19 protein-coding genes are annotated in these 23,215 nt (G+C 67.2%); 10 read left to right on the top strand and 9 right to left on the bottom strand.

Going from position 1 to position 23,215, the window contains the following annotated elements; all coding sequences use genetic code 11:
• Positions 1-2: 2 nt before the first annotated feature.
• Complete coding sequence (locus G578_RS0103180; RefSeq protein WP_028793016.1) at positions 3-629, top strand: histidine phosphatase family protein; 627 nt, start codon at positions 3-5, stop codon at positions 627-629.
• A 265-nt stretch (positions 630-894) separates the two neighbouring features.
• On the opposite strand, the gene G578_RS0103175 is transcribed toward G578_RS0103180, so the two are convergent.
• Complete coding sequence (locus G578_RS0103175; RefSeq protein WP_028793015.1) at positions 895-2,370, bottom strand: leucyl aminopeptidase; 1,476 nt, start codon at positions 2,368-2,370, stop codon at positions 895-897.
• A 140-nt stretch (positions 2,371-2,510) separates the two neighbouring features.
• On the opposite strand from G578_RS0103175, the gene lptF reads away from it, so the two are divergent.
• From lptF to G578_RS24485, 8 genes are all read left to right on the top strand, one after another.
• Positions 2,511-3,638, top strand: coding sequence for an LPS export ABC transporter permease LptF (lptF, locus tag G578_RS0103170; RefSeq protein WP_038013396.1), 1,128 nt, complete (start codon positions 2,511-2,513; stop codon positions 3,636-3,638).
• A 4-nt stretch (positions 3,639-3,642) separates the two neighbouring features.
• On the top strand, positions 3,643-4,740 hold the full coding sequence (lptG, locus tag G578_RS0103165; RefSeq protein ID WP_028793013.1) for an LPS export ABC transporter permease LptG: 1,098 nt from the start codon (positions 3,643-3,645) through the stop codon (positions 4,738-4,740).
• Complete coding sequence (locus tag G578_RS24490) at positions 4,737-6,899, top strand: LPS-assembly protein LptD (protein ID WP_051243793.1); 2,163 nt, start codon at positions 4,737-4,739, stop codon at positions 6,897-6,899. Before lptG ends, G578_RS24490 begins: the two co-directional genes overlap by 4 nt.
• Before the next feature lie 88 nt (positions 6,900-6,987).
• Positions 6,988-8,274, top strand: coding sequence for a peptidylprolyl isomerase (locus G578_RS0103155; RefSeq protein ID WP_084618656.1), 1,287 nt, complete (start codon positions 6,988-6,990; stop codon positions 8,272-8,274).
• The gene (gene pdxA / locus G578_RS0103150) at positions 8,267-9,271 is read left to right on the top strand and encodes a 4-hydroxythreonine-4-phosphate dehydrogenase PdxA (RefSeq protein WP_028793011.1); all 1,005 of its coding nucleotides are present in this window, start codon (positions 8,267-8,269) and stop codon (positions 9,269-9,271) included. Before G578_RS0103155 ends, pdxA begins: the two co-directional genes overlap by 8 nt.
• Positions 9,268-10,161: a 16S rRNA (adenine(1518)-N(6)/adenine(1519)-N(6))-dimethyltransferase RsmA gene (gene rsmA, locus G578_RS0103145; RefSeq protein WP_084618655.1), complete on the top strand. Its 894-nt coding sequence runs from the start codon at positions 9,268-9,270 to the stop codon at positions 10,159-10,161. Before pdxA ends, rsmA begins: the two co-directional genes overlap by 4 nt.
• Positions 10,161-10,661 carry a GNAT family N-acetyltransferase gene (locus G578_RS0103140; protein WP_051243790.1) on the top strand — a complete coding sequence of 167 codons (501 nt, stop codon included), beginning with the start codon at positions 10,161-10,163 and terminating at the stop codon, positions 10,659-10,661. The genes rsmA and G578_RS0103140 overlap by 1 nt, the downstream gene beginning before the upstream one ends.
• 238 nt (positions 10,662-10,899) lie before the next feature.
• Positions 10,900-12,993 (top strand): methyl-accepting chemotaxis protein, encoded by a 2,094-nt coding sequence (locus G578_RS24485; protein ID WP_156907186.1) that lies wholly within the window; start codon positions 10,900-10,902, stop codon positions 12,991-12,993.
• 85 nt (positions 12,994-13,078) lie between these two features.
• Here G578_RS24485 and G578_RS0103130 read toward each other — a convergent pair whose 3' ends face one another.
• The 8 genes from G578_RS0103130 to G578_RS0103095 form a co-directional block, all read right to left on the bottom strand.
• Positions 13,079-14,779, bottom strand: a complete 1,701-nt coding sequence (locus G578_RS0103130; RefSeq protein ID WP_028793008.1) for a thiamine pyrophosphate-binding protein — start codon at positions 14,777-14,779, stop codon at positions 13,079-13,081.
• A 298-nt stretch (positions 14,780-15,077) separates the two neighbouring features.
• Positions 15,078-15,446 (bottom strand): DUF983 domain-containing protein, encoded by a 369-nt coding sequence (locus tag G578_RS24480; RefSeq protein WP_051243783.1) that lies wholly within the window; start codon positions 15,444-15,446, stop codon positions 15,078-15,080.
• A 312-nt stretch (positions 15,447-15,758) separates the two neighbouring features.
• Entirely contained in the window at positions 15,759-16,946 is a 1,188-nt protein-coding gene (locus G578_RS0103120) for a UxaA family hydrolase (protein WP_028793007.1), read from the bottom strand.
• A 12-nt stretch (positions 16,947-16,958) separates the two neighbouring features.
• Entirely contained in the window at positions 16,959-17,249 is a 291-nt protein-coding gene (locus G578_RS0103115; RefSeq protein ID WP_028793006.1) for a UxaA family hydrolase, read from the bottom strand.
• A gap of 147 nt (positions 17,250-17,396) precedes the next feature.
• Complete coding sequence (locus G578_RS0103110) at positions 17,397-18,266, bottom strand: sigma-70 family RNA polymerase sigma factor (RefSeq protein ID WP_028793005.1); 870 nt, start codon at positions 18,264-18,266, stop codon at positions 17,397-17,399.
• The gene (locus G578_RS0103105; protein ID WP_028793004.1) at positions 18,256-18,729 is read right to left on the bottom strand and encodes a carboxymuconolactone decarboxylase family protein; all 474 of its coding nucleotides are present in this window, start codon (positions 18,727-18,729) and stop codon (positions 18,256-18,258) included. The genes G578_RS0103110 and G578_RS0103105 overlap by 11 nt, the downstream gene beginning before the upstream one ends.
• Before the next feature lie 168 nt (positions 18,730-18,897).
• Entirely contained in the window at positions 18,898-20,580 is a 1,683-nt protein-coding gene (locus G578_RS0103100; protein ID WP_028793003.1) for a methyl-accepting chemotaxis protein, read from the bottom strand.
• A gap of 10 nt (positions 20,581-20,590) precedes the next feature.
• A complete protein-coding gene (locus tag G578_RS0103095) occupies positions 20,591-21,253 on the bottom strand; it encodes a hypothetical protein (protein WP_211228850.1) in 663 nt (220 codons plus the stop codon).
• A 595-nt stretch (positions 21,254-21,848) separates the two neighbouring features.
• Here G578_RS0103095 and G578_RS28115 point away from each other — a divergent pair.
• Positions 21,849-23,210 carry a cell wall hydrolase gene (locus G578_RS28115; protein WP_156907185.1) on the top strand — a complete coding sequence of 454 codons (1,362 nt, stop codon included), beginning with the start codon at positions 21,849-21,851 and terminating at the stop codon, positions 23,208-23,210.
• Positions 23,211-23,215: the final 5 nt, after the last annotated feature.

Below are 23,215 nucleotides of genomic sequence, written 5' to 3'. Positions count from 1 at the left end.
GCATGGACAGCACCATCTACCTCATCCGGCACGGCGAGACCGTGTGGAACCGCACCGGCCGCCTGCAGGGCCATCTCGATGCCCCCCTGACCCATGCCGGCCTCGCCCAGGCCCATGCCATCGGCCGAGACCTGAAGCAGGTGCTGGACGGCGCCGCGCCGGCGATGACCGCCAGCCCGCTCGGCCGCACCCGCCAGACCGCCGCCATCATCGCCGAGCATCTGGATATCGATTTCGAGGCGATCACCCTCGACGAACGGCTCAAGGAGATCACCCTGGGCGACCATGACGGTTATGGCGGCTGGGACAAGATCGACCGGGACCACCCGGAACTGGCCGAACTGCGCCGGCGCGATCCCTGGAACTTCCAGCATCCCAACGGTGAGTCCACCCAGATGGTGCAGGACCGGCTGCGCCCGGTGCTGGAGCATCTGAAGGCGACGCCCGGCATTCATGTGGTGATCGCCCACGGGGTGGTGAACAAGGTGTTCCGCGGGCTGTATCTCGGCCTGTCGAAGGAGGAGACCTTCGCGCTGGACCGCCCGCAGAACGCCTATTTCCGTCTCACCGGCGGCACCGAGGCGCGGCTGGACGTGGATGTGGAGGCGACGGTTTCCGCGGGGATCTGAACCACCTCAGGAACACTCCCCGGATTTAGTCCGGGGCCCACGCTGGCCCCCTCCCAAACCTCACCCGATCAGGCACGCTGACGGGTGGACCCCGGACTAAATCCGGGGAATGAGAAAGGGGTTGGGATGAAAAAGCCGTCTCCCCGGCCCCGCGCCGGGGCCCAGGAATGGGGTTGCCGGAGTGCCTGAGGGTCAAGTCAGGCACCCCAACAGCAGTTGCTCTCGCTCCCGGCTCAGGGCCGGGACAGGATTCGCCGCGGAGCGGCTAACCCTGCTTCTCGCAGTGATCCCGCACCAGCCGGTCGAGCGCGCGCACGCCGAAACCGGACGCGCCCTTGGGCGTGGTCGGCCGGTCCTTGCGGGACCAGGTGACGCCGGCGATGTCCATGTGGATCCACGGCACCTTGTTCACGAAGCGCTCGAGGAAACAGGCCGCCGTGATCGCCCCGGCCCAGCGCGCGCCGGCGTTCTTCATGTCGGCGACGTCGCTGTCCATCATCTTGTTGTAGGCGTCGCCCAGCGGCATCCGCCACACCGCCTCGCCGACCGCGTCGGCGGCGGCCTGAAGCTCGCCCGCCAGCGTGTCGTCGTTGGCGAAATAGCCGCAGGTCTCCTCGCCGAGCGCCACCATCATGGCGCCGGTCAGGGTGGCGAGGTCGATCATGAACTCGGGCTTGTACTTGTCCTGGGTGTACCAGAGCGCGTCGGCCAGAACGAGCCGGCCCTCGGCATCGGTGTTGATGATCTCGATGGTCTGGCCGGACATGGATTTGACGATGTCGGACGGCCGCTGGGCGTTGCCGTCGGGCATGTTCTCCACCAGGCCGATGACGCCGATGACGTTGGCCTTGGCCTTGCGCTTGGCCAGCCCGCACATCAGGCCGGAGACCACGCCGGCGCCGCCCATGTCGAACTTCATGTCCTCCATGCCGCCGGCCGGCTTCAGCGAGATGCCGCCGGTGTCGAAGCATACGCCCTTGCCGATGAAGGCGACCGGTTTCTGGTTCTTCGGCCCGCCTTCCCAGCGCATCACGACCATGCGCGATTCGCGCTCGCTGCCCTGGCCGACGCCGAGCAGCGCGCCCATGCCGAGCTTGGCCATCTGCTTCTCGTCCAGGATTTCGATCTTCAGCCCGAGATCCTTCATCGCGGCGACCCGGTTGGCGAATTCGACCGGGAACAGAACGTTCGGCGGCTCGGACACCAGATCGCGGGTGAAGGCCACGCCCTCGGCCACCGCGGCCTCGACGTCATAGACCTTCTTCGCTTCCGTATGGCCGTCGACCGACACCGTGACCTTCGCCAGGGTCGGCTTGTCGTCCTTGGTCAGCTTGGTCTTGTAGATGTCGAAGCTGTAGGACCGCAGGGTGACGCCCAGGGCCAGATGGGCGGCGACCTCGGCACGCTTGTCCTCCGACGCCTCGATCATCACCGTGGCTTCCTTCTCGCCGCTGTTGGCGAGGGCCGCGTAGATGGTGCCGCCGGCGGTCTCGGCGAATTTTGCGTCGATCTTCTCCGGATCGCCGACGCCGAGCAGTAGCACCCGTCCGGCGGGCGTGAAGACGGTCAGCGTCTGGTTCGCCTTGCCGGAAAACCGGGAGCCGGCGATCGCTGTTCCGATCAGCCCTTTTGTCTCGCGATCGATCTCTCGGGCGGTGGGCGACAGTTTGCCGCCCTCCATGACGGCGCAGACCACCGCACCCTTTTTCGGGCGGCCGGGCTTGGTGAAGGCGATCTTCATCGAATGCTCCCATGGTTGCGGGCAGGCTGACTTTGGGGTAGCCGTCTGGCTTGTGCGGTGTCAACGCCGCTCCTTGCGGCTATCATGCGCCGCCACAACGAATTTGGCGATACAGGCGAGACTGGCGATCCGGCGCGCGAATGCGGTTGAACCTCTACCTGGTACGACAGATCGTCACCGCGATGGTGTTCATCGTAGTGTCGCTGACCTGTGTGATCTGGCTGTCCCAATCGCTGAGGTTCGTCGATCTGATCGTCAACCGGGGCCTGCCGATCCACACCTTCGTCTATCTCACCGTCATGCTGATGCCGACCTGGCTGTCGATCGTGCTGCCGATCGCCAGCTTCGCCAGCGTGCTGTTCGTCTACAACAAGATGACGGCCGACCGGGAGATGGTAGTGATGGCGGCGGCCGGGCTCAGCCCGCTGCGGCTGGCGCAGCCCGCCCTGATCGTCGCCGTCGGCACCACCGCGCTCTGCTTCCTGATGACCGCCTATCTGATGCCGATGAGCTATCGCGGCTTCAAGGAGCTGCAGTGGCAGATCCGGCATAACTTCGAGAACCTGATCCTGCGCGAGGGCGAGTTCCGCACCCTGGGCGACGATCTGACGGTCTATGTCCGCACCCGCGAGGACGAGGGCACCCTGCTCGGCATCGTCGTGCACGATCAGCGCAACAAGGCGAAGCCGGTCACCCTGGTGGCCGAGCGCGGCGCCCTGGTCAGCACGCCGAAGGGGCCGCGGGTGGTCATGGCCAACGGCAGCCGGCAGGAGCGCGACGTCGAGACCGGGCGCGTGAACATCCTCTATTTCGACCGCTATACGATCGATCTCGGCGGCGCCGACGAGCAGGAACAGCGCAACTACCGCGATGCCAACGAGCTGTTCATCCACGAACTCCTCAATCCGTCGGAGGCGGTGACCACCGGCGGCAATGTCAGCGAGCTGATCGCCGAGGGGCACCAGCGGCTGACCAGCCCGCTGCTGGCCCTGACCCTCACCGCGATCGGACTGGCGGTCCTGCTCTCGGGCGAGTTCTCCAGACGCGGACAGGCGATGCGGATCATCGTGGCGGTGCTGCTCGCCGGCGTGGCCGAGGCGGCCGGGCTCGGCACCAAATATCTGGCGGCCAAGTCGCCGCCGATGATCGCCGCCATGTGGCTGGCGGTCCTGCTGCCGATCATCATCTCGCTTCTGGTGCTGTCGCGCACGCGGTTGCGCAACCGCGCCGCAGCGTCCTCCGCCCCGTCCTCCGCCGCGGCCGGCTGACGCCATGCGGTTTTCCTGGACCCTCTCGGGCTATATCGGCCGCCAGTTCGCCGTCTGGGTGCTGGGGTCCTTCGCGGCGATCATGGCGATCGTGTTCCTGCTCGACTTCATCGAGCTGCTGCGCCGCGGGGCCGGCAAAGAAAACGCGTATTTCCTCATTCTGCTGCAAATGGCGCTGCTGAAGCTGCCCAACATGGCGCGGCAGATCCTGCCGTTCGCCGTGCTGTTCGGCTCGATGCTCGCGTTCTCCCGGCTCACCCGGACCAACGAGCTGGTGGTCGCCCGCGCGGCGGGCGTGTCGGTCTGGCAGTTCATGATGCCGGCGATCATGGTCGCCCTGACCCTCGGCGCGATCAAGGTGGCCGTCCTCAATCCGATCTCCTCGGTGATGATCGAGCGGTTCCATGCGCTGGAGGATTCCGTCCTGCGCAACCGGGCCGACAGTTTCCTGTCCGTGGGAGCCGGCGGACTGTGGCTGCGCGAGCGGAGCGACGACCGTCAGGTCGTGCTGAACGCCCGCAGCGCCCATGAGCAGGAAGCCCGCCTGGGCGACGTCATGGTGCTGATCTTCGACGGCGAGGATCGGTTCCAGCGCCGGATCGACGCCCGCGAGGCGATCCTGGCCGACGGCAGTTGGACGCTGCACGACGTGGTCGTCACCACCGCCCAGAACCGGCCGGAACGGCTCGACGAGATATCCCTGCCGACCAACCTGACCGTCGACAACATCCAGGACAGCTTCGCCTCGCCCGAGACCATGTCGTTCTGGGAGTTGCCCGGCTTCATCGAGGTGCTGGAGAACGCGGGCTTCTCCGCCATCAAGCACCGGCTCTACTGGCATGCGGAGCTCGCCTCGCCCCTGCTGATGACGGCGATGGTGCTGATCGCGGCCACCTTCTCCCTGCGCCTGACCCGGCGCGGTAACGCCTTGTCCTGGGCCTCCAGCGGGCTGTTCTTCGGATTCCTGCTGTATTTCCTGTCCGACATCGTCTTCGCGCTTGGCCTTTCCGCCAGGATTCCGGAAGTTCTGGCGGCATGGACGCCGGCTACCGTTACAATGCTGCTCGGCATGACCAGCCTTTTGCACCTCGAGGACGGATGACCCGCACACAGCTCCTTGCCGCCATCCTGGTTCTCGTATCGGCCCTCGCCTCGACCGCCCGGGTCGCGGCACAGGACGTGAACGTGGAGGAGACCCCGGTCCTCCTGGTGGCGGACGAGGTGGTCTACGACGAATCTCTCGGCATCGTGACCGCGCGCGGCAATGTGGAGCTCAGCCAGGGTCCCCGGGTCCTGCTCGCCGACATCGTGAGCTACAACCGCAAGGCCGATACGGTCATCGCCTCGGGCAACGTGTCGCTGATGGAGCCCTCCGGCGAGGTGCTGTTCAGCGACTATGTCGAGCTGAACGACAAGCTGAAGACCGGAACGATCAACAATTTCCGCGGCCTGCTGGTCGACGGCTCCCGCCTCGCCGCGGTCCAGGGCCGGCGCACGGGCGGTCAGCGCAAGGAACTGGACAAGGCGGTGTTCTCGCCCTGCGACCTCTGCAAGGAGGATCCGACCAAGGCGCCGCTTTGGCAGATCAAGGCGGTCAAGGTGATCCATGACGAGGTCGCCAAGGACATCATCTACGAGGACGCGACCCTGGAATTCTACGGCTTCCCGGTCGCCTACACCCCGTTTCTGCGCCACCCGGACCCCACCGTCGACCGCCGCTCGGGGCTGCTGGCGCCGACCATGGGGATCTCCGAGGAACTCGGGGTGATCTACGGCCAGCCGTACTACTACGTGATCGACGAGACCAGCGACCTGGTGGTCGAGCCCCGGATGCACTCCACGGCGGGCGGCATCCTGCTGACCGATTACCGCAAGCGGTTCTCGCGCGGCGAGCTCGACATGAAAACCTCCCTCGCCTACGTCGAACAGAGCACCGACGAGCGCGAGTCCGACGAGTTCGATTTCGAGGGCCACGCCGACTGGGAGGGCAAGTTCAGCCTGAACCCGACCTGGCGGGCCGGCTTCGATTTCGAGCAGGCCAGCCAGCGCACCTATCTGCGGCGCTATAACATCGGCGGTCCGGACGTGCTGACCAGCCGGCTGTACGCCGAAGGCTTCCGGGGGCGCAACTACACTTCCGTGGCGGCCTACAAGTTCCAGGACCTGCGCGGCAGCAGCGATCCGGACGACACGCCGATCGTCCTGCCGCTGGCCGAATACAGCCACATCGGCCAGCCCGGCCGTTTCGGCGGGCGCACCAGCCTGGATGCCAGCCTGCTGGCGCTGACCCGCGACAGCGGCGGCGACACCCGCCGGGCCTCGGCGGTGACCGGCTGGGAGCTGCCCTTCACGTCCGATGCCGGCGAGATCTACACCCTGAACGCCCGCCTGCAGACGGATGCCTACTACGCGACCGACGCCAGCGCGCTGTCGAACGGCGATACCGAGACCACCGGTCGGGCGTTTCCCCAGCTCGGTCTCAAGTGGCAGTACCCGCTGGGCCGGCGCAGCGGCACCACCACCCAGGTCATCGAGCCGATCGCCGGCTTGGTGCTCGGTCCGCGGGGCGGCAATCCGGACGAGATCCCGAACGAGGACAGCCGCTCGTTCGAGTTCGACGAAACCAACCTGTTCCGCCTGAACCGCTATGAGGGCGTCGATCGGGTGACCAGCGGCAGCCACGTGAACTACGGCCTGCGCGCCGGAGTCTACGGCGATGGCGGCGGATCGACCGAGATCCTGGTCGGCCAGAGCTACCGGTTCTACGGCGACGGATCGTTCGAGGAAGGCTCGGGGCTGGAGGAGGATCTCTCCGACGTGGTCGGCGCCCTGTCGGTGCGGCCGACCGGCGGGCCGCTGACCTTCACCTACCGCTTCCGGCTCGATCCCGAGGACGCGACGCTGAACCGCAACGAGGTCGGCTTCAACTTCTCGCAGCCGCGGTTCTATTTCGGCGGCAACTACGTCACCCTGGCCGACAACGCCAGCAGCGACCTGACCGGGGACCGGGAGCAGCTCGACCTGTATGGCGGCGTCACCCTGACCGATCACTGGCGGATCGCCGGCAACCTGACCCACGACCTTTCCCAGGGGCGCAGCCGGTTGCTGCGCGGCCGGTTCGGCTTTACCTATGTCGATGAATGCACGCTGTTCGGGATCGACTTCGAGCGCTCGAACATCAGCGACGAGGATATCGAGCCCGATGACCGGGTCATGTTCCGGCTCATCCTGACCCACCTGGGCGGTCTGGAGAGCAAATAACGCGAAAGGTGTCCCCAACGCGTTGGTGGACATCCGACAACACTGATATTGTTCGCCGCCATTCCGCCCGCACGAGTATGCTGATCCGATGCCTCGACGCCTTGCCCCGCTGTTCCTTGCCGCCCTGGTCTCCGTAAGCGCAGGTGCCATGACCGTGGCGTCGCCGCCGGTGGCGCACGCGCAGCAGATGCAGCGGATCGCCGCCGTGGTGAACGACGAGATCATCTCGGTCCGCGACCTGCGCGACCGCATCGAGATGGTGATCATCACCTCGCAGCTGCCGCGCAACTCGGAGACCGCGCAGCGGCTCGCGCCTCAAGTCCTGCGCAACCTGATCGACGAACAGCTGCAGATGCAGGAGGCCGACCGCCTCAGCGTGAGCATCAGCGAGAGCGAGATGGACCGGGCCCGCAGCGATCTGGAAGCGCGCAACGGACTGCGCCCCGGGCAGTTCAACGATTTCATCACCCAGCTCGGCGTCGATCCGGGCACGGTCGAACGCCAGCTCCGCGCCAACCTGCTCTGGTCCAAACTGGTTCAGCGCCGCTTCGCCAGCCAGGTCGAGATCAGCGCCGAGGAGGTCGACGAGACCCGCGCCCGTCTCGCCGCCGATGTGGGCAAGGAGCAGAAGCGGGTATCGGAGATCCTGCTGACCATTGAGGATCCCACGAAGGAGAACGAGGTCGTGCAGCTCGCGAACCGTCTGGTGGAGCAGATCCGCGGCGGCGCCTCCTTCGGGTCCGTGGCACGGCAGTTCTCCCAGGCGGCGAACGCCAATGTGGGCGGCGATATCGGCTGGGTGCTGTCCGACCAGCTCGCCCCGGAGCTTGCCGAGGTGGTCGAGACACTGTCCGTCGGCGACGTCTCCGACCCGATCAGCACCATCGTCGGCTATCACATCCTGCAGGTTTCCGACACGCGGGTGCTGGCCAAGCCCGACCCGGGTCAGGCGGCGATCCGATTGAGCCAGGTGTTCCTGCCGGTCCGCCCCAGCGACGACGCCGAGCAGCGCCGGACCCAGACGGAGGCCGTGCGGGCCGTCACCGCCCAGGCGACGAGCTGCGACCAGCTGGCGACGCTGGCCAAGGAGGCCGGCTCCCCGGTGGCCCCGGATCTCGGGACGTCGCGCGTGGCCGAGCTGCCCGCGAACCTGCGCACGCAAGTGGCCGATCTTCAGGTCGGCGAGACGTCGGCGCCGATCGACCTGCCGAACGGCGTCATGGCCGTCATGGTCTGCGAGCGCACCGCCCCCGAAAGCAACCTGCCGGATCCGGCGCAGATCCGCCGGCAGCTCGAGAACCAGCGCTTCGAGGTGCTCGCCCAGCGCTATCTGCGCGACCTGCGCCAGGCCGCCTTCATCGAAACCCGTGTCTGACGCCCCTCTCGCCGTCACCCCCGGGGAGCCCGCCGGCGTCGGCGTCGATCTTGCGCTCGGCCTGTGGGCGGTCCGTACGGCGGAGACGCCGGCCTTCTTCCTGATCGACGACCCGGAGCGCGTGGCGGCCCGGGCGCGGCTGCTCGGCATCGCCGCCGCGCTGACGCCGATCGACGATCCGCGCGAAGCGGTCACGGCGTTTCCGAACGCCCTGCCGGTCCTGCGCCATGCCTTCCCCGCACAGAGCGTTCCCGGCCGGCCCGACCCGGCGAACGGGCCGGCCACGGTCGACGCCATCACCCGCGCGGTCGCCCTGGTGCGGGCCGGGGATGCGGCGGCCGTGGTCACCAATCCGATTCAGAAGGAAACCCTCTATCAGGCCGGGTTCGCCCATCCGGGCCACACCGAATACCTCGCGGCCCTCTCCGGCCCGGATGTGGTTCCGGTGATGCTGCTGGCGTCGCCCGAGCTGAAGGTGGTGCCGGTCACCATCCATATTCCCCTCGCCGAGGTGCCGCGTCAGCTCACCACCGGGAAGATCGTCACGACCGCCAGGATCACCGCCGTTGCCCTGCAGCGCGATTTCGGCATCGCGCAGCCGCGTCTGGCGCTTGCCGGCCTCAACCCCCATGCCGGCGAAGGCGGGGCCCTGGGCCGCGAGGACGGTGACATCATCGCCCCCGCCGTGGCCGCCCTGCGCGCCGAAGGAATCGACGCCCGCGGTCCCCTGCCCGCGGACACGCTGTTCCACGAGGAGGCGCGTGCGACCTACGACGTGGTCCTGGGCATGTATCACGACCAGGTCCTGGTCCCGATCAAGACCCTGGATTTCTGGGGCGGGGTCAATGTCACTCTGGGCCTGCCGTTCGTGCGCACCTCCCCCGACCACGGCACGGCCCTGACCCTTGCCGGCACCGGCAAGGCGCGGATCGACAGCCTGCGAGCCGCCGTCGAGTTGGCCCGCGCCATGTCGCGCCGCCGCGCCACCGCGCAATGACCCAGCCCTCCGACGACGACGCCCAGGTTGCCGCGCAGGTGGCTGCTCAGGTCGCTGCCCTGCCGCCCCTGCGCGAGGCGATCGCCGCCGCCGGCATGTCCGCCCGGAAGTCGCTGGGCCAGAACTTCCTGCTCGACCTCAACCTCACCCGTCGGATCGCCCGGTCGGCCGGGGATCTGTCCATCGGCACCACGATCGAGGTCGGGCCCGGACCCGGCGGCCTGACACGCGGCCTGCTGCTGGAGGGAGCCGGCCATGTGGTGGCGATCGAGCGCGACGCCCGCGCCGCCGAGGTCCTCGCGCCGCTGATCGAGGCCTCCGCCGGCAGGCTGACCCTGATCGAGGACGATGCCCTGAAGGTCGATCTCGCCGCACTCGGCCCGGCGCCGAGGCGGATCGTCGCCAACCTCCCCTACAATGTCGGCACCCGCCTGCTGCTGATCTGGCTGCGCACGCCCCAGGCCTTCGAGTCCCTCACGCTGATGTTCCAGCGCGAGGTTGCCGACCGGCTGACCGCCGCCCCGGGAAGCGAGGCCTATGGCCGGCTCACCGTGCTGGTCACCTGGCTGTGCGAGGCCCGCAAGGCCATGGACGTGCCGCCCACCGCCTTCACTCCAGCGCCGAAGATCTGGTCCAGCGTCGTGCGCCTGGTGCCGCGGGCCGCGCCGCTTGCGCCCGCCGACCGCACCGCCCTGGAGACGATCACCGAGGCCGCCTTCTCCCAGCGCCGCAAGATGCTGCGGCAGAGCCTGAAGCGGCTCGGCGGCGATGCGCTGATCAGGGCGGCCGATCTCGACCCGACCCTGCGTCCGGAACGGCTGACGGTCGAGGAATTCTGCCGCCTGGCCAACGCCTATACCGCACTCACCCCACCGGATGGAAACGCCTGATGCAGTCCGACACGATCCTGGCCGAGACCCGCCACTACGACAACGACGTGACGATCCGTCCGGCCGGAGAGGACGACCTGCGCGCCATCATCGCGTTGCTGATCGACGATCCCCTAGGCAAGACCCGCGAACGCCTGGAGGATCCGTTGCCCCGGAGCTATGTCGACGCCCACCGGGCCATGACCGCCCAGGGCGGCAACGTCTATCTCGTCGCCGAACGGGCCGGAACGGTGATCGGCTGCCTTCAGGTCACGTTCATCGCCGGGATCAGCCGAGAAGGCATGACACGCGCCAATATCGAAGGGGTCCGCGTCGCCTCCTCCGCCCGGGGCCTTGGGCTCGGCAAGACGATGATGCGCGACGCCATCGACCGGTCGCGGGAGGCGGGGTGCGGCCTGGTTCAGCTCACCACCGACGCCCGCCGAACCGATGCGCAGAAGTTTTATTCGGCGCTCGGCTTCCACGCCTCTCACGTCGGCATGAAGCTCGATCTCAAGTGATGGATTCAGTCGAAAACCGCCAGCTACATGCTTAACGATTGATTAAATTACCACTTTAAAACATCCGGGCATTCGGGTTTTTCCTTTCTTAGCCGCAGACTCTAAGCGTTATTTTCAGTAACGCTCACTGATCGCTCCATAATGAAATATTAACAGATAAACACTTAATACTCTTTGTCTGGAACACGACAGCCTTTCCTTAAATGGGCCAGTCTTCAGCATACAAGGAGTATTATCGGTGAACTTGTTTAAAAATGTGCGCATCTCAATGCTGCTGATGTGCCTCTACGGAGCGCTCCTGCTTATCGTGGCGGCGTTCGGGGTGCGCACGATGACTGTGGCCGTTGTCGACGCGCACAGGTCCGGCAAGGTCGTACAGTCGGCAGAGGCGCTCAAGGAGACGTTCGTCGCCCTGCAGAATACCCGGCGCGAGCGTGGTCCGGTCGTCAACATGCTCAAGGCCACCGACGCCGCGAGCGCCGACTTCCTCAAATCCGTGAACGATGTCCGCACCGCGTCGCTGCCCGCCACGAAGACCCTGATCGATCTCTGCGCCGAGATTACCTGTGCCCAGGCGGTGACCGACCAGACGTTGGCAAGCGACCTGGCAAAGATCGAGACGCTGCGCCAGAAGGTCGACGCCGCCCTGAAGCAGCCGCTCTCGGCGCGCCCGCAGGGCCTGGCCGATGAATGGCGCAAGGCGTCCACCAGCATCATCAACCAGTTCGAGACGATCTCGAGCGAGCTGGGCGCGCAGATGCGGATGGTCGATCCGGTCATCGCCGAGCTGGTGTCCATCAAGGACGCCGCCTATCTGACCCGCGACGCGGTCGGTCTGGAGGCGACGGCGATCCAGGCCGCGATCGGCGAGGGCGCGTTCACCGACGCCTCGCGGGCGAAGATCAATCAGCTCCGCGGCAAGGGTCAGGCCGGTTGGCAGCAGCTCAGCGAGCTGATGGCCCGCCCCGGCATGCAGCCGGCGCTGAAGACCGACATGGCCAAGGCGACCGACAGCGTCACCAAGGAGTTCCCGCAGAAGCGCGAGGCGGTCGAGACCGCCATCACCGAGGGCAAGGCCGACACGGTCGACCGGGACGCCTGGGAGGCGCTCAACGGCCGCGTGCTGAACGACCTTGTGGCGATCTGCATGACCGCCCTGGACCTCACCATCTCATATGCGGGCGACGAGGCCGCGGCGAACTGGATGGTGGTCTATTTGGTCGGCGCCCTGCTGGTCGGCCTGGTCATCCTCGGCATCGTCAGCCTGCAGGTGATCCGTCGCCGCGTGACCGGCCCGATCCAGAACATGACCCGGACCATGCGGGACATTTCCGGTGGCGATCTGGATGCCGACGTCCCCTATCTCGACCGCAAGGACGAGATCGGCGGCATGGCCGGGACCCTGGAGACCTTCAAACTGGCCCTGCTGCGCCAGCGCGAGAGCGACGAGGCGGCCAAGGCGGAAGCCGAGGCCAAGCTGAAGCGCGCCCAGGCCATGCAGGAGATCATCGCCGGCTTCCAGAAGGTGGTCGCGGATCTGATCCAGCGCCTGTCGTCCTCCGCCACCGAGATGCAGGCATCGGCGCAATCGATGACCGAGACCGCCGAGCGCACCGAATCCCAGTCCTCGACCGTCGTGCGGGCATCGTCGATGGCGTCGAGCAACGTGGAAAGCGCCGCCGCCGCCGCGGAGGAGCTGACCAGCTCGATCGCGGAGATCGGTCGCGAACTCGAGCAGGCGACCCAGATCGCCGGCCGGGCCGTGGATGCGGCCTCGAAGACCAACGAGACGGTTCAGGGGCTCGAGGTGTCCAGTCAGGCGATCGGCGACGTCGTCCGCCTCATTCAGGACATCGCCGAGCAGACCAACCTGCTGGCCCTGAACGCCACGATCGAGGCAGCCCGTGCCGGCGAGGCCGGCCGGGGCTTCGCGGTCGTGGCGTCCGAGGTGAAGGCTCTGGCGACCCAGACCGCCAGCGCCACCCAGGAGATCAGCGGCCGCATCGAGGAGATGCAGACCGCGACCCGGAGCTCCGTCACCTCGATCCAGGAGATCGTGAAGGTCATCGGCGAGATCAACCAGATCGCCACCGTGATCGCCGCGGCCGTGGAAGAGCAGACGGCCGCCACCCAGGAGATCGCCCGCAACGTCACCGAGGCGTCCCGCGGGACCACCGAGGTGTCGAGCAATATCTCCGGTGTCTCGGATGCCGCCCGCCATACCGGCGAAGCCGCCTCCCAGGTGCTGTCGGCCGCCGGCGATCTGAACAAGCAGTCGTCGACCCTGGAGACCGAGGTCGGCCAGTTCATCCGCTCGGTGCAGGCTCTCTAAAAACTCCGGGCCGGATCACGAACGACAACAGCCCCGGACCGCAATCCGGGGCTGTTCGCCTTTTCGCTACCTGTTCAGGGGCGGATCAGGCGATCCACTCCGAGACCGGGGCCGCCGCCTCGTGCAGCGGCTGGGAGATGACGTCGACCAGGGTCGGGCCGTCATGCTCCAGCGCCTGCTTCATCACCGAGGCGAAGTCGGCCGGATCCTCCACGGTCCAGGACTTCACGCCGAACGCGCTGGCCACGGCCGCGTGGTCGGTGCGGTTGAAGTCGACATTGTAGTACCGCTGGCCGAAGCCGGACTCCTGGCCGGCCTTGATCCAGCCATAGACCGCGTTGGAGAACACCACCGACTTGATCGGCAGCTTGTTGCGCACGATCGTCTCGTACTCGCCGCAGCAGAAGCCGAAGGAGCCGTCGCCCATGACCGCCAGGACCTGGGAGTTCGGCCGGCCGACCTGCGCCCCCATGGCGGCGGCCAGGGCGTAGCCGAGCGCGCCGTGGGCCCGGTTGGTGATGAAGTGCCGACCCGGAATGCGCCAGCGGTAATGGGCGGAGAAATACGGGCATGGCGTGCCCGGATCGGCGACGATCACCGCGTCGTCGTCCAGGATGTCCATCAGCCCCTGGATCACCACTTCCGGCTTGATCGGCCGGTCCCGGCTCGCCGCCAGCGGGCCATAGGCGTCCAGCTTGCCCTGCCAGGCGGCGGCGGCGCGCTCGGCCCCGTTCTGCTGGGCGAGGCCCGACAGGCCCTCCAGCTCTGCCACCAGCGCGTCCAGCGCCAGACGGGCATCGGCGCAGATCGCCACGGCGGTGGAGTAGTTGGCGCCGATCACCATCGGGTCGCTGTCGATATGGATGATGGTCTTGTCGGTCGACGGCCAGCGCCAGCGCTCCGTCGTCACCGAGCCGGCCCGGCAGCCGATGAACAGCACCACATCGGCCGCCTCCACCACATCGCGGGTCGACTGCACGCCGCCATTGGTGCCGACCACGCCGACGGCGCGGGGATCGGTCTCGGCGATGGCGCCCTGCCCCGACACGGTGGTGGCGATCGGCAGGTCGAGCAGGTCCGCCAGCCGGGCCAGCGGCGCCTCGGCCCCGGCGATCACCGGGCCGCCGCCGCAGATGGCGACGGCGGACTTGGCCTTGGCCAGGATCGCTGCGGCCTCGCGGATCGCGTCCGGATCGGCGCCGGCGCGCTCGGCCGGATAGGTCTGGTGGCGCGGATCGGCCCAGAGCTCGCCCGCGTCCACGTAACCCTTCTGGGTGTCGAAGGGCAGCGCCAGATGGACGGCACCCGGCCGGCCGGTGGTCATCGCCCGGAAGGCGGTGCGCATCATCGCCGGCAGGCGGCTGGAATCGTCCAGGCTGGTGTTCCACTTGGTCAGCGGCCGCATCATCGACACCTGATCCAGCTCGGTCAGCGGATAGCGGCCGCGCGCGGTGGTCGACACGTCGGTGGTGATGGCGAGGATCGGCACGGAGCTCTCGTTCGCCTCCACCAGGCCCGGCAGGATGTAGGTGGCACCGCCGCCGGACGGGCCCTCGCAGACGCCGGGCTTGCCGGTGACGCGGGCATAGCCGTCGGCCATGTAGGCGGCGTGGCGCTCGTCGCGGGTCAGGATGTGGTGGATGTTGTGGTCGAGCCGGGCCAGGGCGTCGTAGAACGGCAGCGTCGTGTCGCCGCACAGCCCGAACATATGGGTTACGCCATGGGCTTCCAGCATGCGCACCATGGCCTCCGCACCGGTCGGCCGATTGTCGCCGTCACTCGCCATTCTCAGATCCTTCCGTTGATGAAGGCGCGACAATAGCCGAGGGTCCGGCAGAAGGACCAGACATGCATGGCGCCGGATGCGCCGCCTCGGGCACGGCTGCGTTTCCCGGACGGGGCGACTGGAAGCGAGATGATCGGTGCTGTGCTCCCCGTCTCTCCCCCTCCCACGCACTCCCCGGCCCTGTGCCGGGGCATGCGATCGGGCCCGAACCGAACCTCTCCCGCTTCGCATCGACGGACGGGTTCGCCCCGGCCAAAGGCCGGGGAGTGCTCGTACTGAAAGAACGATCCGAGGGGCGTCAACCCTCGGCGTCGGGGTGTTTGACCCCTGTGGCCCAGGCGAAGCCGACGACCAGCCCCTTCATATAGGGCAGCGCGAGCACGCAGCAGGCGAGCGTCAGCGGCAACCAGATCGACGCCATCACCCAGATCGGCGGCGCCATGTCGCGCGACATCATGACGATGAACGGCATCAGCAGGTGTCCGACCAGGAATATCGCCAGATAGGGCGGGGCGTCGTCACAGGGATAGACGGTGTTGTCCGCCCCGCAGAACTCGCAATGGTCCGAGACCTTGAGGAACTTGCGGAACAGCCGCCCCTCGCCGCATTCCGGGCATTTCAGGCGCAGCCCCCTGCGTATCCCCAAACCGATCGGCCGTTCACTCATCGCGTCCTCCGCTATCCGGATGCCCGGAAGGAACCGCAAAGTGCCGGGCCGCGCAATGCGGCCGACTGACGCCGGGTGTCCGCATCCCGTCGCCCGGTCCGTTGAACTCGGTAAATCCGCGACGGAAGACGACGGGTGCCGCGTTCAACGTGCAGGCCGGTCGAACGCTGCCGCCGCAGACCGCAACGCTTAGCGGACTCCGGGGCTCGCGCGTCATCGAGTTCCGGTCCGTCGGGACCGTCCCCCCAGTCCCGACCGCACGGCCCCGGATCCCCTCCCCCCTTGGATCCGGGGCCACTGCGCGGGCCGGCGTCAGGCGCTGCGGTACAGCTTGGTGAGCACGAACTCCACATGGCCCAGGGCCTCGGCTGCCGTGTGCCGTCCGTTGGCAGTGCGCACGATCATCTCGATCAGGCTGTCGCCCGCCTCGTCGATGGTCTGGGAGCCCTTCAGAACACCCGACACATCCACGTCCACGTGCTCGCTCATGGTCCGAACCGTGCGCGGGTTACCGGTGATCTTGATGACCGGGACGATCGGGTTGCCGATGACGTTGCCCTGGCCCGTCGGGAAGGTGTGGATCACGTAGCCGGCCGCCGCCATCAGGGTGACGCATTCGGCCGCCGCCGAAGAGGTGTCCATGAAATACAGCCCGTTGCCCTTGGCCGGCGCCTCCGCCGGCTCCAGCGCGTCGATATATGTCGAGGTGCGGCCGATCTTCTCCAGGTTGCCGAGCGCCTTCTCCTCGATCGTCGTCAGTCCGCCCAGAATGTTGCCCTTGGTCGGCTGGCTGTCGGACAGGTCGGAGGTCTTGTGCGGCTCGATCACCTCGTCCTGGTAGGCCTGGAACATCTTCATGAACTTGTCGCGCGCCTCGTTGTTGGCCGCCCGGTCGGCGCAGATATGCTCGCCGCCGGTGATCTCCGAGGTCTCGCCGAAACAGCCGTAGAGCCCGTGCGGCAGCAGCTTGTCGTACATGTTGCCGACGGTCGGGCAGCTCGACAGGCCGGTCGTCGTGTCGCTCTCGCCGCATTTGGTGGAGACCCAGAGCTCGCTCAGCCCGCACTCCTCTTTCTGCTGCTCGGTGGCCCAGTGGACGAACTCCTTGGCCTTCCAGCTCGCCTGACGGATGGTCTCGAAATCGCCCTTCTGCTCGATGGAGAAGCCCTCCACCGGCTTGCCGGTCTTGGCGATGCCGTCGACGATCACCTGGGTCCATTCCGGCTCGATGCCGATCACCACCACGGCGGCGACGTTCGGGTTGGCCCCGGTGCCGATGATGGTGCGGAAATGCAGGTCCAGGTCCTCGCCGAACTGCAGCCGGCCGTAGGAATGCGGGATCGCCATCGTGCCCTTCACGTTGTTGGCGACGGCCTCGCAGGCGGCGTTGGAGATGTCGTCCACCGGCAGGATGACGACGTGGTTGCGCACTGCCACCCGGCCGTTCTCCCGGCGCCAGGCGGTCACGCTCTGATTGGCATAGTCGATCGCGGTTGCCATGGGTCGTTCCTCCTACCAGCGCTTGGTTTTGAGATTGTGCACGTGGACGTGCTTGCCCTTGGCGGCGCTGCCGACCATGCGGCCGATATCCTCGCCGTACTTGATCGCGGTATCGCCTTCGGAGAGGTCGACCAGGGCCACCTTGTGGCCGATCGGCACGTCGTCGAGCACCTTCAGGTGGAACGTCGAGTTGTCTTCGGTGACCCGGCACAGCATGTCGGTACCGGCGGCCAGGTTCTCCACCACGACCACGCCGACATTGTCCCTGCGGTCGTGGACCAGGAGATGCGGTTCATTACTCATGGGTTTCCTCTCTCAGACCTTATTTGCTCCGGGTCTCGTTGACGGGCGCGGTCGAGCCGCGCCCTGAAGGTGCCCGGTCACAGGCAGACTATCGTCTAGGAGGAGAGAACGCCAAGAGACCCAGACCGGCCCGGCGGATCGGTACCGTCAGGCCAGCCGGCGGCCGATCCGTCCGAGCTTGTCCGGATTGCGCATCACGTAGATCGCGGCGATGCGGCCGGCACTGAACTCCAGCACCGTCGCCTGCACCGTGTCGCCGATGCGCGAGATCACGGCGGGCTGGCCGTCGACCGTGACGACATCGAGCAGCTCGGCGCGATGGCCGCCGAATTTCTGCGCGAGCCCGCAATACAGCCGCACCGCCTTGTCGACGCCCGTGATGGTGTTGGGAAAGGCAATGACCTTGCCGCCGCCGTCCGACCGCACGGTCACATCCTGCGCCAGCAAGGCGGTCAGTGCCGCCGCATCACCCAGGCGGGCGGCCTCGAAGAACGCCTTCGCCAGGCGCTTGCCCTCCTCCGGATCAACCGGATAGCGCGGCCGCTCGCCGCGCACATGCCGGCGGGCCCGCACCGCAAGCTGGCGCACCGAGGCCGGCGCCCGACCCAGGGTCGCCGCGATCTCCTCCAGCGGCGTGTCGAACACGTCGTGCAGCAGGAACGCGGCCCGCTCCAGCGGCGACAGGCGCTCCAGCGCCAGCATCAGGGAATAGGTAAGGTTGTCGGCCAGCAGCGCCGGATCCGGCGCATCCACCACCGGCTCCGGCAGCCAGTTCCCGACATAGGTCTCGCGCCGGGCCCGGGCCGACTTGAGCTGGTCCAGGCACAGCCGCGTCACCACCCGCCGCAGCCAGCCCGCCGGATTGTCGATGACCTCGCGGTCGGCCTCGCTCCAGCGCAGCCAGCTTTCCTGCACCACGTCCTCGGCTTCCGCCATGGAGCCGAGCATGCGATAGGCGAGACGCAGCAGCGCCGGCCGCTGCGTCTCGAAGTCGTCGGTCGGGTCCTCAGGCCGCATTCTCGGCTCCGGTCGGTGTCTCCACCGGGTGACCGTAGCGGAAGCCGACAGCCACGCGGTTCCACACATTGATCGCCCCGACGGCAAGCGACAACCAGGCCCGCTCGGTCTCGTCGAACTGGTCGCAGACCAGGTCCCAGTCGGCATCCGGCGCCCCGGTTTCCGGCAGCCGGGTAAGGGCCTCGGTCCAGGCCAGGGCCGCGCGTTCCCGCGGCGAGTAGAGCGAGGACTCTCGCCAGGCGCTGGTCATGTAGAGCCGCATTTCGCTTTCGCCCTCGCGCCGGGCTTCGGTGGTGTGCATGTGGATGCAGTAGGCGCATCCGTTGATCTGCGAGGCGCGCAGCTTGATCAGGTGAACTAGCGGCTTCTCGATCGGACCGGCCGACATCGCCTTCTCCAGGGCGACCATCGCGGCGAAGCCGTCCTTGGCGAGCGGATAGGGATTGGCGAGGCGGGGTGTCATGGGGAACTCCATCGTTTGGGATCAACGTGTCGACGGTATCGACACGGTCATGACGATGGAGCGGCCCCCGGTGTGACATGGACGGATGGAAAAAGGCGAAGAGGCGCTGCCTAAAACGAAACGGGCGGCCCGTTCTGGACCGCCCGCGCGTCTTCGATTGCTGCCGGGTCAGGCGGCGCGGACGTCCCGCAGGAACGCCTGAACCCGGTTCTTCAGCCCCTCCGCCTGCTCGGACAGGCTCCGGGCGGTGGTGAGCACCCGACCGGACGACTCACCGGTCTCGCTCGCCGCCTCGCGCACGCCGGAGATGTTCACGTTCACCTCGTTCGCGGCGGTCGCGACCTCCTCGACGTTTCGCGAGATCTCCTTGGTCGCGGAGTCCTGCTCTTCCACGGCGGCGGCAACGGCCGCGGCCACTTCCTGCACTTCGTTCACCCGGGTGACGATCTTGGCGATCGCGCTCACGGCGGTCTTGGTGCGGTCCTGCACGGCCTGGATCTGCGAGGCGATCTCCTCGGTCGCCTTGCCGGTCTGCCCGGCCAGGCTCTTGACCTCGGAGGCCACCACCGCGAAGCCCTTGCCGGCATCGCCTGCGCGGGCGGACTCGATGGTGGCGTTCAGGGCCAGCAGGTTCGTCTGCTCGGCGATCTCCTGGATCAGGGTCACCACCGTGCCGATCCGCTGCACCGCCTCGTCCAGCGCCCGGACCTCAGACTCCGTCGACTGCGCGTCGCTCCGGGCCGCACTGGCCAGGCTGTTGGCGTTGGCGACCTGATGGGAGATCTCGCTGATCGAGGCCGAGAGCTCGGTGCTCGCGGTGGCGACGGTCTGGACGTTGGCGGAGGTCTCCTCCGACGCCGAGGCCACCACGGTCGCCCGCTGGGTGGACTGGTCGGCGATGGTGTTCAGCGACTGGGCGGTGCCCTCCAGTTCCGTCGCCGCCGCCGCCACCGCCGCGGTCATCGACTGAGCCTCGGACTCGAACTTCTGGGTGATGTCCCGCAGCGCCTGCGCACGGTCGAGCTCCGCCTTCTGCTTGGCGGCCGCCTCGGCCTGCAGGCGCTCGTTCTCCACCATGTTGCGGCGGAACACCTCGACGGCCTCGGCCATCTGGCCGACCTCGTCGCCGCGTCCCGCACCCGGGACGGTGACGTTGTGGTTGCCGGTGGCCATTTCGCCCATGACACCGGTCATCGCCCGGATCGGCGCGGCGATACCCCGGGTCAGCGCCAGGTAGGCCAGGACGGCGACGAGAACGCCCAGGGCGGCAGAGCCGGCGGCGAACCACTCGACAACCTGAAACACGGTATCCTGGCGTTCTTTGGCTTCGTGGGTGACCTGCGTCCCCATCGCGTTGAGAACGTCGAACTTCTCCGTCAACGCCGCCAGGTACTTCTGCCCGGCGCCGTTGGCCTCGAGCTGGCGCGCCTCGTCGACGGTGAACGGCTGCCGCATCAGGGCGATCTGCCGCTCCGCAGTCTCACGCCAGGTGTGATTGATCGCCACGAACTCCTCGGCAATCTTCCGGGATTCAGCACTCTGCGACAAAGCGGCCAGAAGCTTGTTCGCCTCCTGGTCGAACGCTTCGCCCTGCTGGCGGTACCGGTCGATCGCGTCCCGGTTACCGGTCAGCAGCAGCTCCTTGATGGAGCCGGACTGATCCACGGCCATACCCTGCATCGTGTTGAGCGTCATCAGCAGGCCGGTGACCCGCTCGACCTCGTTCGCCGCATCCGACGCGCGGTTGAGCTGATAAAAGGTCAGGGCTCCGGAAGCCACCATGATGGCGACCAGAATGCCGAATGCCGCGGCGAATTTACGCCCGAACTTCAGATCATTGAGAAACGACATGTGTGCCTCCTCAGGCCCCGAGGCCGGCCAGCTTGCGGCGCTCGAGCTCGGTCAGGTTGACTTCCACGGTGATCGCACCGATGGACTGACCCTGGGCGTTTTCGATGGTCAGGTTGATCTGGGCGCGCCAGGTCGCGGTCTCGTCGTTGAGCTCCGGTTCGTCGACGAAGACGCTGCCGGGACCGACACCGACGGTCTTCTGGAACTTGGCCTCGTCGCCCTGCCAGTAGTCGGAGGTCACCGAGCTCTGGCCGACGTTCAGGCCATTGCGGTCCATGACGAAGACCTCGGTGAAGAGGCCGACCGAGCGTGCCTGGACACGGTAGAGATAGGACGACAGAGGGTTCGCCAACACTGAGGTGATCAGGGGCTGGTCTTCCTTCTCGGTCTCCTCGCGCCACTTGGCGTCGAGCGCATCGATCTCGCTCTGCGCGAGCTGGCCGGCACCTTCGTTGCGGCTGCGCAGCGCCTCGGCGACGACCGGGACGTTCACCCACTCGCGGATGTCGGCGATGAGGTCGTCGGTCACGAGTTCTTCAACGGAGAGCGTCAGGGCCTTGGGTTCCGCCTTGACCGGCACGGACGACAGGCAGATCGCAAGCACCGACGCGGCCAGGGTGGCGATGCATGTCCTCCGTGTGGATCGGACACCATCGGCAAGCCACATTTCCATAATTCCCTCCAGATCTTCGCATTAATCTCCCTCTAATCTAATCGGCAAAAATATAAATATTGGTTAAGAAGACCGGCTTCTTTACCAAGAAACTCCAGGGCTATTAAAACAACAAAAAGTTACCACCGCATGTTTACTTAAACGCATACTCCTTCAATCAGACGGATAAACCGACAAAAGATCGAAAAACCATCATATCATTCTAAGAACGAGCGTGCCCGTTATTGGAACGGCTCTAAAGACGGTCGACAACGAAGGAGCGGTCCATCGGCCCACGGTCGCCGCCTGCGCTTCAGCCGGCCCGTCGGGCGACTTTTTCCGGTCCATCGTGAGAATCAACACAGCGGTGCCGTGACCGGTGTGGTCGCATGATCCGGCCTGCAGGTGCAGGCTGAACTCTCGGCGCTCGTCATCTTTGGGGGCAGACCAAGACAGACATAAGAGCGCCTCGCCGGGTCGCCGCCGCATACTCCCGACGGCGGCGGCCCGGCACCCCCGAACTGGAAACGACAGCGGAACCGACCTCTGAAGAATGGATGACGCAGACCCAATCGCCGCCGCCTTTGAACACCTGACTTCAGGGGACGGCGCCACCGTGAGTTGGGCCCGGGACGAAACCGTGGCGGGCTTCGGGATCGGTCTGCGGCAGTCGGACGGTCGCCACATCGACGAGCGGTGTCTCAAGGTCTTCGTCGACGGGAAACGCCCCAGGCATCGCCTCGCTGACCCCGTTCCAGCCTTCATCCTCCATAGAAAGTCCGGCACGGCGGTTCCGATCGACGTCGAGGAGATCGCCCCCCTGCGCAGCCAGGGGGCGGCCCCCGCCGACGGTACGTTGGGAGCCGACCGGAACGCCGTCCGGGCGGATCGTCAGCGCGCCACCTGGGGGTCCTACGGCTATCTGTTGCGACACCGTTTCGACGGACGGACCTACCTGCTGGGCGCGGGCCACGTTCTCGCCGGCGGCCCTGCGCCTCAGGTCGGCGACCGGGTGATGCTCTCCGACGGCACGCCGCACGGTCAGCCCGCGGCACGTCTGGTCGCCTGGACGGCCCCGGTCCCGAGCGAGGCGGGCTATCCGAACCGGGTGGACGCCGCCATCGCCGAAATCGATCGACCGGAGACCGTCGCCCGGCTGAGCGGCACCCTGCCCAACGGCATCAGCGGCGACATCCGGTCCGGCATGCGGCTCCATCTGTCGGGTGCGGTCAGCGGGCGCCAGCGCGCCACCGTCGTCTGCGAACGCGCCACCCTCGCCTTCGAGGCCGAGATCCCCGGCATCGGCCGGCGGCGCGTCGGATTTCGCGACCAGGTCTTCTGCCGGGCCGCGACGCAGCCGGGCGACAGCGGCGCCAGCCTGGTCAACGACCGGGGACGCGCGGTCGGCCTGCATGCCTGGGGCGGCGAAGGCCGCGCCGACGAGGGACGCGGGGAGATCAGCGTGTTCACCCCCATCACCACCGTTCTGGACGCCTTCACCAAGACTAGGGAACTCGACCTGGTAACAGACACGGACGTTATCGCCATGCCGCTCGACCGTCCTCCCGTCGACGACCTTGACGACGCCATCGACCTGGTCGCCCGGACTCTCTACGGAGAGGCCCGCCGCGAGCCCCCGGAAACCCGCTTCGCCATTGCCGAGGTGGTCTACAACCGCGCGATAAAGCGCTCGCCGCGGTTCGGCATGAGCGTCGAGGCGGTCTGCCGCCAGCCGGACCAGTTCAGCTGCTGGAACGCGGGCGACCCGAACCGCAACCGCACCCTCTCCATCTCTCTCGCCGACCCCGAGATCGCCGACTGCGTGACGATCGCGCGCGATCTGATCGCCGGCAGGGTCGGCGGGATCACCCTCGGCGCCGACCACTACCACCACCGCCGGGTCTCCCCCTATTACTCCCGCGAACATGCGCCCTGCGCTCAGATCGGCAACTACGTCTTCTTCAACGATATCCCTTAGCTCTT

It is taken from the genome of Thalassobaculum salexigens DSM 19539 (genome assembly GCF_000423805.1).
Taxonomy (GTDB): Bacteria; Pseudomonadota; Alphaproteobacteria; order Thalassobaculales; family Thalassobaculaceae; genus Thalassobaculum; species Thalassobaculum litoreum.
The sequence above is the reverse complement of the archived record's forward strand: the minus strand, read 5'-3'. Positions and strand labels throughout refer to the sequence as shown.